The organism is Acinetobacter sp. NIPH1876 (genome assembly GCF_022808535.1).
Lineage (GTDB): Bacteria > Pseudomonadota > Gammaproteobacteria > Pseudomonadales > Moraxellaceae > Acinetobacter > Acinetobacter higginsii.
In genome coordinates this window covers 458,276-469,851 of sequence record NZ_JALGBR010000001.1, presented here as the reverse complement: position 1 = coordinate 469,851, position 11,576 = coordinate 458,276, and the positions used below count along the sequence as shown (strand labels likewise).

Sequence of the window (11,576 nt, the reverse complement as noted above, 5' to 3'; positions counted from 1 at the left end):
TGCAAACCCACTTGTTTCACCTTCATAAGTCCAGTCGCCATCTGTTGCAACATAACCAGCTCTAAACATTTTTGTTTCGGCTTAGTCAAGCGACGGCCAACTTGCAGTAAGCGATCCGCCAATGCCTCATCATTGATTTTGATAGCAGTCATTCATTACCTCGGATCAGTTCAAAGTTTGTCATCACTGACTTGCTCGATACTTTTGCAATATCGGTCACTTCCATAACGCCATCTTTGGATTGTACTGATACTCGAATTACTTTCTGTCCAGCATCATCCAACACGGGTACAACGAACACCATCTGACGCTTTTTACTATCCCATAACACTTTTTGAATCTGCTGAAGTAGTTTTGGCAATGCCAGCCATTCTTCAGTGCTCAGTGCATTTGTAGCTTGACCAACTAACAAGCGATCTGAGACCGTCATAATTGGACTTTCAACTGCAATATTCTTTGCAGTCAGAGTTTTAATATCATCCATGCCAACAACACCAACCGTGCTGGTCATATTTTGTGGTTTGGCAAAATTCAAACTGTTTTTGACAAAAGCCTCATGTGCCTTCATTCGTGGCGGACTCAATAACATCTGTTGAACTTGCTGAGTCGCTGACTGTGCACCCAAGAGATCAGCTGCTCGCTTGGTCAGTTCTGTATCAAGTAAATAGCTCGATGCTGGATGACTGTTAAAGCCAGCTGCTGGAGAGAAGTAAGTCACTTGACCATCATTCTGACGAACGCGGATACGTGTACGGAGAGCCACTGCATCTTGACCAGTAAAACTGCTTTTACCAATCACGACTTGGTGTTGTTCAATATCTTCAGGCAGGGTTTCGACTTGCCGCAAACCTAAACGCTCAACATCACTTACGCGACGGCCACGGACTGTGCATTTGCAACCCCATTCTGTTGGTGGATATGCATAGAGCCAAAATGGATCATCATAGTATCGAGTCTCACCATTACGTGCTAAATGCACTTTACGTGGGTTGGTAATGGAAATATGCACCCACTCCCACAGGGGGCGCGTATCTGTGGCTGCCATCAATCCCTTATAACGTCCAGCCGCCAAACTCTTATGCACGTTGGTATCAAAGATGGTTTTTAAACGTCGTGGACTGCCGAGTTGGACTGTTTGCTCGATACCAGCTGGGTTGATTACGGTTTGTTTTCCCCACCAGCCTTTTTCGCGTAGCGTGGGAATAATGGATGCTTTCCATTGCTCCAGACCTTGGCCTTTTTCCAAGGCGGTAATCAATGAGCTTTTAATATCCTGAAGTAAATCCACCCGTGCAACTTTGGCAACGGTAAAGGCTCGACTATGCGCATGATCAAGGGTTTCGTGCCAGTCCCAGCCAATTTTAAAACCCTTCGATTCTAAGTATGCAATCGCATCTTTAGGAGGGAGTTTAAACAGCGCATTCAGCTCAGGCCGTTGCGGTACTTTAGCCATTTTCAGCCTCTGCACTTAAACGCCCAAACACTTCAGCAGCAAAAAACAACTTCGTTAGTTTGTCTTGCAAGGCTGGCTCGTCATCACTCGGATATAACTCAGCTAAGACAGCCAACACATCTTCATCACTTTGACCAGCTTGGATTTTAGCAATCAGGTCTTGTGTCCAGTCTTCAGCGGTTTTTTGCGCTTGCTTGGTTTGATCATTGAGCAGTAACTGAATTGCTTGTACATCTAGTGGCACTTGATTATTGGCTGCAATCAATCCATTCAACAGTTGAGGCACATACACCAATCACCGTTGCTATGCGAAACCGAGCGATCCGCGAACAAGCTCCAACGATGTCAAAAGAAAAGCTTGCTCGTAAATTCAGCGTGACTCTGCGTACAATTCGCAGTATCGTAAACTCTGAAGAGAAGCTTAATGTTCAGGAAGACCCCAATCTTGATTTATTCAGCGATTAAAAAAAGCGGACTAACAATCCGCTTTTCCATTTCTAAAATCTGAAACGCCTTTTCAAATCTCATCCCATTAAGTCCCACAATATCCCACTCAATCCCACAATTATCTCAACATTCAGTTATAGTTATAATATTAGTAGTCACCAAGTCGCAATTATCTCGGGTTATGCAGAAGAAGCTTTACAAAGTGAATATGCATTAAAAAATGCGAAGTTTGAAATTACCGCACCGAATAATACGAAAACCACAATTGAGCCAGATTCTAAGCTCAGTTCGGCAACTGTATTTGACTTGAAACTGCCTGAAGCTGGGACTTATACGGTCAAAACCAGTGCCAGTTATCCTTTGAAATATGTGCAAGATCAAAAAGAATGGAAAATGTTCTTTGATATGCCAGCAGACAAAGCACCTGTCAGAACTGAGCGTGATTTTATCATTCCTTCAGATTTAAAAGCGAAAAAATTTACACCTGTTGAAATTACCCGTGAATGGACATTTTTGACTTATGTGTCTAAAGAGAAGAATACGCCAGTGCAAGCAAGCACAGCACCGATTCAAGTTGAATTTTTAACCCATCCAAGTGAGCTAAAGGCCAATCAAACAGTGAAAATTAAAGTATCAAAAACCAATCAAGCATTGGCCAATGCCAATGTGGTCATTCGTGCTAAAGGGGCAACCGATAAGCAAGGCATTAGCTTGAAGACAGCTGCAGATGGCAGTGCTGATTTAGTTTTTGCTAAAGCAGGCGAGTATTTGATTGAAGTCAGCGAAGCAGTCGATACGAAGCAAAAGCCAAGCAATCAGTTCTATAGCATTATCAGTGTTGCTGTAAACTGACCTTTTAATGGAGATTAATCTAGAGAAATTATGCTATTTCAGAGTCTTTAAATGAAAAGACTAGTATAAGGATTAACCTTCGGTTCGACCTACTTTTCTTTCGGGAAAAGTAGGCAAAACCATTGCCATTCGCAAAACTCGTTCGCTACCAACATTTAACACTTTGCATCGCAAAAACATTATCTGGCAAAAGTAATCCTGTCTCAAACAGTTGCGAATGACGTTGCCGCGTATCTAAATATATGAGCTGCCTTTTATATGGTATATAAATCATTTAGATGATCATACATTTATAATATTAGCATCGAAGAGCTAGTTTGATTGATTTGACTCGTCATCCATTGCATTACTATAAAATTTAACGCCCAATTTAATTCGATCTCGACCATTGCTCATACGCCAGCGATTACTATCTCTGAGCGAATAAACACAGCCACAGTATTCCTGTTGATAGAACTCTTCACGTTTGCTGATCTCCAACATACGGACTGCGCCGCCATGTTTACGCCAGTTATAATCCCAATATTGGATATCTGGATAATGCGCCGCTGCACGCAGACCACAGTCATTGATTTGCTGCATATTCTTCCAACGTGAAATGCCCAGTGAACTGCTGATCAGACTAAAGCCATGTTCATAGGCATATAGTGCGGTACGTTCAAAGCGCATATCAAAACACATGGTGCAGCGAATGCCTTTCTCAGGCTCATTTTCCATGCCTTTGGCACGGGCAAACCAGTTATCCGTGTCGTAGTCACAATCGATAAACTGAATATTATGCTTTTCGGCAAAGCGAATATTTTCCTCTTTACGGATTAGATATTCTTTCACAGGATGAATATTCGGATTATAGAAAAAGATTGAAAAGTCGATGCCAGACTCAATCAAGGTTTCCATCACTTCACCTGAACATGGTGCACAGCATGAATGCAGCAACAGTTTGTCATGTCCTTCAGGTAGGCTGAGTGTTTGGCGTTCAAGCGTCTTTTGACTTGGATGAGGCATCGTCGGCATAGTCTGCAAAAGTGAATTGTTTATTGTAAAAGCTTTAAACGTCTGTGGAGCTCTAATTCCATGAAATGTTCTCAGCTCAAGCTGAAAATTTTTAAATACCAAAAGCATTGGAGTATTAATCGAAATTGGTGTGCTGAGTTTTTAAACGCCCGTGAACAGGTAAGTAATGAAATAAAAGTCATGGTGAGACAAACTAATTAATATCATGCTAAGATGAATTAAATTCAATAATGGTAGTGGTCGTGTTAGAACTCCGTCATTTAAAAACGTTAATTGCTTTAAGAGAGCACGGTTCATTAGTATCTGCAGCAACAGATTTATGTCTTACGCCATCGGCAATCTCACATCAATTAAAAGAATTGGATCACTGGTATGGGGTAGAAGTGGTTAACCGTCGTAGCCGTCCTGTGAGTTTTTCCAATGTGGGTGAACGTTTACTGAAACTGGCAGATGATGTACTGCCACAGGTGCAAATTGCACAAACCGATATTACCCGTATTGTGCATGGGCAAACTGGACGAATTATTTTCTCATCCGAATGCCATAGCTGTTTTGATTGGCTCATGCCATTACTCAATCAATATCGCCTGCAATATCCTGATGTGGACCTAGACTTTGCAGCAGGTTTCGAATCGAATCCGCACGAGTTATTGCAAAATGCGGAATTTGATTTATTAATTACGGCTGATCCGATTGCATTAAAAGGAATTGAGTATTTCCCAATCTTTGAATACGAATCTCGTTTAGTGCTTTCCAACACCCATCCCTTGGTACGTGCAGAGCAGGTTTCAGTCGAAGATTTAGCAGAAGAAACCTTAATTACCTATCCCGTTGATAAGCATCGTCTTGATATCATGGCGCACTTGTTTATCCCTGCCAATATTCAACCCAAACATATTCGGACCACCGATTTGACCCAAATGTTGATTCAATTGGTTGCCAGTGGGCGTGGTATTGCAGCATTACCTGATTGGGTCGTGAATGAGTATGAGCAAAAAGGTTGGGTAGTAAGCCGTCGTTTAACCTGTGTTTCACCACAAGGATTGAGACGTACCTTATATGCTGGTTATCGAACAGAAGATAAGGAAAAAAACTATTTTGAGGGCTTTATTAAGCAACTTGAAAAGTTTTCTAAGATGCGAACGGTTTATTACGAGCAATAATTGAGTTTTGATTGCAATTTATAAAAGGTAGAGGGAAATAGCCTTCTACCTTTTAGCAATAAGATAATGCATGCAAGCATTCAATATTTAAGACTTGCCAATGAGAAGAGATAAGATTCCTGCGGCAATCAATGGACCTACAGGAACACCGCGTAAGAGCGCAACGCCTGCAACCGTTCCAATCAGAAGTCCTGCAACTACATCGGGTTGATTACTCATCAGTTTGACACCGCGTCCACCGAGCCACGCCACTAATAACCCAACTGCAATCGCAGCCAATGATTTAATACTGATAAATGATTTTAGAATGCTTTCACCGCTGATTTTGCCGCTTGCGATCGGTGCAAGGACACCAATGGTCAGGATAATAATGCCTATATTCAAACCATGATTTTGAATATAGGGGAAAAACTGATTTAGAGGAGTCAGTTTAACTAAGATCAGGCATGCTGCTGCGACTGTGACTGCCGTGTTTTGACTAAAGATACCGCAGCCCAATAAAACAAGCAGAACCAATAAGTTGACATCAAATTGTGAAAACATGCGCGAAACGTTTGCGGGAAAGAAAGTTGAATTATACCGTAAAATATAGGCTAACTTCGGTTAAATTCATTTTAATAGCTGAGGGGAAGGCTTTCACAATCAGGATTTTGTAGATTCTCCAAGACATTAAAAAAGCCATCTTTCAACTAAAAGTTGAAGATGGCTTCCTTGTGCGAAAGAGATTAAGCCAATTTTTTGAATGTTCCATAATAGGCAATTTGTTCATCCCAGAACTGTTCCCATAAATCGCAATATTCAAGGCAAATTTGGCGGATCGATGCATATTCAGATTCAACACAGGCTTGTGCCAATACGAACCATAAATCGTCTTCATGATCATCATCAGCCGCTTCAGCAGATGCATCATGTGAAACACCATGAACATAGTAATAACCGCTATTAACATCAAAGCCGATAGCGTTGGTTGCTTGACGCAATGCAGGGCTAAATAAAATGACTTCCTCTTCCGCGACTGCTAACAGGGCAGAAACGGCTTGATAGCTATGAAATGAGTTTTCCAGATAATTGCGAACACGTTGTGAAATAAGAGAAGGTTGATAGTCATTCCGTTCTGCTTGACTGAGTTCAAAGTCATTTAACACATCTTCAAACAGTGGGTAGTGGGCATACTCAGGATTGCCTGAATAGTAACCTTCTTCGTCTAAACCAGGACGGAAACCAAATTCATCCAGAATATTAAGATTAAGTAAAAAACGAGGGAACATTTTTGAACCAGAGAGTAAGCGCGGTTCTAACTGTTTGGTTTGAAATTGAGCCATTAATAAAGCATCAGTAAATACTTGTACGATGGCATGGCGATATTCTAAATGAATGTGTTTTAAGGTTTCTTTATCAATTACACCGTCATTTAAAAGTTGAATAGCTGGATGGCGTGAAACAGGGTGATTTGAAATTTCTGCACGTAGTTGTTTCAGAAAGTTCAGGTTCTTGTTCCATTGTTCTGCAGAAATACTATTCTTCATTCCTTCAATAGCTTTCTGTCTTGGGTCGTTAAAGTTTTCAAATTTTTTTGGCATAGTCTTGTACTCGATGAATTAATAATATTATTGCTTTTCCAATTATTTAGTTAGATTTTGTTTGGTTGCTTATGAATATAACTATTAGTTCAACCAAAGAACTTTTTATTGGATGATTTAAATATAAAATGAATTTTTTGTGAAATCAATTTATTAAGTCGGCTAAAAAATAGCAAGAAAGTTTATGAATTAACTTAACTGTAAGTAAACAGTGAAGTGTTTCACGGAAAAAACAAATATTTTAAAAATAGAAAGATTTTTTTACAAATGATCTTGTATGTAGACTGATTTTTACATACCCTATAAAAGGAACAATAAAGAAAATACGACTTTTCTATTAATGCTCTTAAAATAACATAAACATACATAGTGGCCAGAATTTTCCAGCATGTAAACTATGTCTAAATAATGCATTAAGTTTTTTGATAGAATTCTACAAGGATAATAAAATGTCAAAAAAAGAAGATATTATTGCAACGGCTCTAGACCTTTTTAACCGTCATAACTACAGTTCTGTGGGTGTGGATCGAATTATTAGTGAGTCGGGTGTTGCTAAGATGACGTTCTACAAATACTTTCCTTCCAAAGAGAACTTGATCGAAGAGTGCTTGTCTCGAAGGAATAAAAGTATTCAGGCGGCCATTGAACATGAAATTAGCTTAATCGAAGCAGATGATTATTTGGGGAAAATCAAGGCAGTCTATTTTTGGCATTTATCTTGGTTCAATTCCGATGATTTTCATGGTTGTATGTTTCAAAAAGCTTCTTTAGAAATTCTACAACAATATCCCTCTATTATTGGGCCAATTGTCGAATATCGAGAGTGGTTAATGGCTTTGGTTGAAGATTTATTTGAAAAGGCTAAAGTATTTCAACCTCATGTGCTCACAGCCATGTATATCAATATTTTAGACGGTATGACAGCTTATGCAAAAGTGAATAAGGATCATGCCCAAATCGAAGAGTGTTGGTATTATATTGAGCGTTTGATTCATTTAGAGGCGGCTTAATTAATTATTTTGTTTAGTTTTTTTTAATGACGGTTTTATGAAAATTAATATAAATAAAAAATTAAGCTTAATTTAACTCATGTTTAAAAAAGAAAAACCGAGGTTAATACCTCGGTTTTTCTAGATTATTGATTGAAATTTATTTTTCAACAAATGCACGTTCGATGACATAATCACCCATCACGCCCATGCGTGGTGATTCAACTAAACCATGTTCATCAAGCAGTGCTGCAACATCTTTAAGGAAGGCAGGGCTACCACACAACATGGCACGGTCAGTTTCACGGTTAAAACGTGGTAAACCTATTTTTTCAAATAGTTCGCCAGATTCAATTGCAGTCGTTACACGACCTTGAGTATGGAACGGTTCACGTGTCACCGTTGGGTAATATACCAATTTGTCTTTAATCCCTAATTCTTCAAAGAACTCGTGGTTTGGTAGTTCATTTAAGATTAGATCTTGGTAAGCAAGTTCTGATACATAACGTGTACCGTGGACCATAATTACTTTTTCGAACTTTTCGTAAGTTTCAGGATCACGAAGCAGTGAAAGGAATGGAGCAAGGCCAGTACCAGAAGATAAAAGGTATAAATTTTTACCTGGTAATAAATCGTCGTGTACTAAAGTGCCTGTAGGCTTTTTAGAAATCAGGATCTCGTCGCCCACTTGTACTTTTTGTAAGATAGAAGTTAATGGACCGTCTTGTACTTTAATAGAGAAGAATTCGAGTTCTTCTTCATAATTCGCACTCGCGATCGAATAAGCACGCATTAAAGGCTTACCATTCACTTCAAGGCCGATCATCACAAACTGACCATTTTTAAAACGTAAGCTGGTGTCGCGTGTAGTTTTAAAACTGAAAAGCGTGTCATTCCAGTGGTGAACATGAGTAATGCGTTCAACGTTAAAAGCAGCCATTAAAGGTCTCGATCACAGTTAAAAGAAACAGATGGCTATTCTAATCTAAAATCATTCTCGATAAACTGAATATATTTAATTGTGTTTATAAGAAAAAGTGATGAGCAACTCAGTAGTCATGCCGATCATTGGCCATATGCATTCGCCTTATCGTGAGAAGTTTGGTATTCCGCGACAGCCAAATCTCGTACAAGTCGAGTCCTATATAGAGATGGCGGAGCCTTATAACGATATTCTGGCTTTTGAAGGGATCGAAGATTTTAGTCATTTGTGGCTGTTATGGCAGTTCCATGAAAACAAAAATCAAGATAACTCTTTGAATCAAATGTCTAAATTTCGTCCACAAGTGCGGCCGCCACGACTCGGTGGTAATCAAAAAATAGGTGTTTTTGCAACCCGTAGTATGTATCGTCCATCCCCAATGGGCTTGTCTGTGGTACGTTTTTTACGTGTTGAAAAGCAGGCTAAGTCAGTTCGCCTGTATGTTATGGGCAGTGATTTACTGCATGGTACACCGATCTTAGACATCAAACCGTATATCCAATATTCGGATGCGATTGCAGATTCACAGAGTGGTTATGCGCAAGAAGAGCCAATCCGTAAAACAGTGCTTTGGACGGAAACTGCACAGTCACAACAGCAACAGTTATTAAAGCAGAGAATTTTGGATAAAAAGATATTCGATGAACTGGAACAAGTGTTATCTTTAGATCCAAGACCTGCGTATCAAGATGATGCTGAGCGGGTATATGGCATGTGTTTTTCAGAATTGAATATTCGTTTTACAGTGGATGATCGGAGTGTCACAGTTGTAGCTGTAGAGCAAAGCTAAAAAACTTTAAAAAAATAATTGAGTCATACATTTGGGGAACTGACGGTGATACAAGCGCAGGCAAAATTTGCAAACTTTTCGTTTACGATTGATGTAACGTGGTGCTTAGAGCAACTACTGAAAGATGGTCGTATTACTGAACGGGATAAGTTACTCATCCAAACCACACATCGTCAGAAGGATCAGTTGAAATGGCATCCTTTGCAGTGGATTGCCAATTTTAATTTAAAAGATCAACTCAATGTCGGTTCCACGCTAGCGATGAATCGCTTGTGTCAGTGGTTGGCTGAAAAAGCAGATATTCCTTTATTTGTGATTGACCCACTCAAAGCAGATGTAGCTGCTTTAACCAGTGTCATGTCACAAGAATTTGCGGCCAGAAACCATATTCTGGCGGTGGAAGTACACGCAGATCGGATTTTGATTGGAACCGATCAACCCTTTACCACTGAATGGCTCAATAATTTGGAACGAAGCTTAGCGCCAAAGAAAATTGAGAAAGTGCTGCTCAATCCCGAGCAACTGCAACGTTATCTGGTTGAATACTATCAAGTCAGCCGGGCGGTCAGTTCATCGCAGAATGCCAGTATTTATGATCGGGAAAATAAAGGTGTTGAGGCTTTATTGCAGTTAGGCGATACCCAAAACCCTGATGCCAATGATCAGCATATTGTAAAGTTGGTAGATTGGGTGCTGCAATTCGCCTTCGAGCAAGGCGCCAGTGATATTCATTTGGAGCCAAGGAAAGATAAAGGTAAGGTACGTTTCCGTATTGATGGTGTTTTACACACGATCTATAACATGCCTGCCAATACACTCACTGCAGTGATTTCGCGCATTAAAATCTTGGGTCGTATGAATGTGGCTGAGAAGCGAAAACCGCAAGATGGGCGCTTAAAAACGCGTACACCGAAAGGGCAAGAAACAGAATTGCGTCTTTCTACCTTACCGACCGCCTTTGGCGAAAAGTTGGTGATGCGTATCTTTGACCCAGAAGTGTTGGTCCGTAGTTTCCAGCAATTGGGTTTTGAAGGGCATTTATTGCAGAGCTGGCAGCAACTCACTCAGCACAGTCACGGCATTATCTTGGTGACAGGCCCAACAGGTTCAGGTAAAACCACTACGCTGTATTCATCGTTAAAGCAATTGGCAACCGAGCAGGTCAATGTCTGTACTATTGAAGACCCGATTGAAATGCTGGAGCCAAGCTTTAACCAAATGCAGGTCAATCCGAATATTGAATTAGGCTTTGCGGATGGTGTGCGTGCCTTAATGCGTCAAGACCCTGACATTATTATGGTCGGTGAGATTCGTGATCACGATACTGCAAATATGGCGATACAAGCGGCATTAACAGGGCATTTGGTGCTTTCTACTTTACATACCAACGATGCGCCGTCGAGTTTGACGCGTTTACATGATCTTGGAATCCAACCGTTCCTTACCGCAGCAACAATTTTAGGGGTATTAGCACAACGTTTGGTGCGTCGTCTTTGTCCGCATTGCAAACAGCAAACCGCCATCAATGAGCAAGAATGGGAACATCTCACTTTTGACTATATGATGGATATGCCGACTACAATGTATAAGGCTGTAGGATGCGAGGTGTGTCGTCAGACCGGTTATAAAGGCCGCGTTGGCATTTATGAATTCATGCCAGTGAGTTTGGAGTCAAAGTCGTTGATCAGTGCAAATTGCACACTCAATGATTTAAGAGCACAGGCCAAAAAAGAAGGGATTGAGCCCTTGCGTATTGCAGGGGCACGTAAAGTCCTTGAAGGGGTAACCACTTTGGAAGAAGTTTTACGCGTGGTGCCTCTGAGTTAAACAGAAAATTTGAATCTTCAGATTCACCTCATCTTCATTTGTTTTAATGCCTACATCGAAATGATGAACCACAATGAGGGTATCAAGATGAACGTTTTTTCTAAAGTTGCAGTGATTGCTGGTTTGGTTGGTGTGACAACTTTTGCAGTTGCAAATACAAATGCAGTAAATCAACAAGCACTGGCACCAACTCAAATCACTACCGTTAAACAAGCATTGACGATGAAAGATGATACGCCAGTGCAATTAAAGGGTTATGTGGTGAAAGCAACAGGTGATGAGAAATATCAGTTTAGCGATCAAACCGGTTCAATCACCGTCGATATTGATGATGACTTATGGCAAGGTAAAGCCGTATCGGCAAAAACGCCTGTGACATTGATTGGTGAAATTGATATTGATTACAAACCAGCCAAGCGTGTTGAGGTTGATGTAGACCAAGTTCAATTCTAAGTAAGCTGATCATCCCAAAAGACCAC

Annotated in this window: 10 protein-coding genes and 3 pseudogenes; 7 read left to right on the top strand and 6 right to left on the bottom strand. The window is 40.4% G+C overall.

All coding sequences use genetic code 11. The features are described from left to right. Nucleotides 1–148: 148 nt before the first annotated feature. Both MN869_RS02330 and MN869_RS02325 read right to left on the bottom strand, forming a co-directional pair. Nucleotides 149–1,453 (bottom strand): phage minor head protein, encoded by a 1,305-nt coding sequence (locus MN869_RS02330; RefSeq protein ID WP_243306809.1) that lies wholly within the window; start codon nt 1,451–1,453, stop codon nt 149–151. After that, nucleotides 1,446–1,742 (bottom strand): annotated as a pseudogene (locus MN869_RS02325) (DUF935 family protein); the annotation flags it as partial. The gene MN869_RS02330 and the pseudogene MN869_RS02325, both read right to left, overlap by 8 nt. On the opposite strand from MN869_RS02325, the pseudogene MN869_RS20375 reads away from it, so the two are divergent. Together MN869_RS20375 and MN869_RS02320 are read left to right on the top strand one after the other, a co-directional pair. Continuing rightward, nucleotides 1,742–1,918 (top strand): annotated as a pseudogene (locus tag MN869_RS20375) (transcriptional regulator); the annotation flags it as partial. The pseudogenes MN869_RS02325 and MN869_RS20375 overlap by 1 nt on opposite strands. Nucleotides 1,919–2,059: 141 nt before the next feature. Then, nucleotides 2,060–2,752 (top strand): annotated as a pseudogene (locus MN869_RS02320) (DUF4198 domain-containing protein); the annotation flags it as partial. Between the two features lie 312 nt (nt 2,753–3,064). On the opposite strand, the gene MN869_RS02315 reads toward MN869_RS02320, so the two are convergent. Continuing rightward, nucleotides 3,065–3,766 carry an epoxyqueuosine reductase QueH gene (locus tag MN869_RS02315; RefSeq protein ID WP_033132950.1) on the bottom strand — a complete coding sequence of 234 codons (702 nt, stop codon included), beginning with the start codon at nt 3,764–3,766 and terminating at the stop codon, nt 3,065–3,067. Between the two features lie 242 nt (nt 3,767–4,008). On the opposite strand from MN869_RS02315, the gene MN869_RS02310 reads away from it, so the two are divergent. Beyond that, nucleotides 4,009–4,929, top strand: a complete 921-nt coding sequence (locus tag MN869_RS02310) for a LysR family transcriptional regulator (RefSeq protein WP_162180561.1) — start codon at nt 4,009–4,011, stop codon at nt 4,927–4,929. Between the two features lie 87 nt (nt 4,930–5,016). Here MN869_RS02310 and MN869_RS02305 read toward each other — a convergent pair whose 3' ends face one another. Both MN869_RS02305 and MN869_RS02300 read right to left on the bottom strand, forming a co-directional pair. Further along, the gene (locus MN869_RS02305) at nt 5,017–5,472 is read right to left on the bottom strand and encodes a DUF441 domain-containing protein (protein ID WP_005204306.1); all 456 of its coding nucleotides are present in this window, start codon (nt 5,470–5,472) and stop codon (nt 5,017–5,019) included. A 182-nt stretch (nt 5,473–5,654) separates the two neighbouring features. After that, the gene (locus MN869_RS02300; protein WP_005204303.1) at nt 5,655–6,509 is read right to left on the bottom strand and encodes a hypothetical protein; all 855 of its coding nucleotides are present in this window, start codon (nt 6,507–6,509) and stop codon (nt 5,655–5,657) included. Between the two features lie 449 nt (nt 6,510–6,958). On the opposite strand from MN869_RS02300, the gene MN869_RS02295 reads away from it, so the two are divergent. Next, nucleotides 6,959–7,519: a TetR/AcrR family transcriptional regulator gene (locus MN869_RS02295; protein ID WP_004806520.1), complete on the top strand. Its 561-nt coding sequence runs from the start codon at nt 6,959–6,961 to the stop codon at nt 7,517–7,519. Between the two features lie 139 nt (nt 7,520–7,658). Here MN869_RS02295 and MN869_RS02290 read toward each other — a convergent pair whose 3' ends face one another. Beyond that, nucleotides 7,659–8,438 carry a ferredoxin--NADP reductase gene (locus MN869_RS02290; RefSeq protein ID WP_004806522.1) on the bottom strand — a complete coding sequence of 260 codons (780 nt, stop codon included), beginning with the start codon at nt 8,436–8,438 and terminating at the stop codon, nt 7,659–7,661. A gap of 118 nt (nt 8,439–8,556) precedes the next feature. On the opposite strand from MN869_RS02290, the gene tsaA reads away from it, so the two are divergent. From tsaA to MN869_RS02275, 3 genes are all read left to right on the top strand, one after another. Then, complete coding sequence (gene tsaA / locus MN869_RS02285) at nt 8,557–9,270, top strand: tRNA (N6-threonylcarbamoyladenosine(37)-N6)-methyltransferase TrmO (protein ID WP_004806525.1); 714 nt, start codon at nt 8,557–8,559, stop codon at nt 9,268–9,270. Between the two features lie 48 nt (nt 9,271–9,318). Next, nucleotides 9,319–11,097: a GspE/PulE family protein gene (locus tag MN869_RS02280; RefSeq protein WP_032811639.1), complete on the top strand. Its 1,779-nt coding sequence runs from the start codon at nt 9,319–9,321 to the stop codon at nt 11,095–11,097. An 87-nt stretch (nt 11,098–11,184) separates the two neighbouring features. Next, on the top strand, nt 11,185–11,550 hold the full coding sequence (locus MN869_RS02275) for a NirD/YgiW/YdeI family stress tolerance protein (protein ID WP_171548809.1): 366 nt from the start codon (nt 11,185–11,187) through the stop codon (nt 11,548–11,550). The last annotated feature ends 26 nt before the right edge of the window (nt 11,551–11,576 follow it).

What these genes read in the sequence shown, in the direction of transcription:
- MN869_RS02330 (WP_243306809.1), bottom strand. Translation starts at nt 1,453, where the DNA reads ATGGCTAAAGTACCGCAACGGCCTGAGCTGAATGCGCTGTTTAAACTC.
- MN869_RS02315 (WP_033132950.1), bottom strand. Translation starts at nt 3,766, where the DNA reads ATGCCGACGATGCCTCATCCAAGTCAAAAGACGCTTGAACGCCAAACA.
- MN869_RS02305 (WP_005204306.1), bottom strand. Translation starts at nt 5,472, where the DNA reads ATGTTTTCACAATTTGATGTCAACTTATTGGTTCTGCTTGTTTTATTG.
- MN869_RS02300 (WP_005204303.1), bottom strand. Translation starts at nt 6,509, where the DNA reads ATGCCAAAAAAATTTGAAAACTTTAACGACCCAAGACAGAAAGCTATT.
- MN869_RS02295 (WP_004806520.1), top strand. Translation starts at nt 6,959, where the DNA reads ATGTCAAAAAAAGAAGATATTATTGCAACGGCTCTAGACCTTTTTAAC.
- MN869_RS02290 (WP_004806522.1), bottom strand. Translation starts at nt 8,438, where the DNA reads ATGGCTGCTTTTAACGTTGAACGCATTACTCATGTTCACCACTGGAAT.
- tsaA (WP_004806525.1), top strand. Translation starts at nt 8,557, where the DNA reads ATGCCGATCATTGGCCATATGCATTCGCCTTATCGTGAGAAGTTTGGT.
- MN869_RS02275 (WP_171548809.1), top strand. Translation starts at nt 11,185, where the DNA reads ATGAACGTTTTTTCTAAAGTTGCAGTGATTGCTGGTTTGGTTGGTGTG.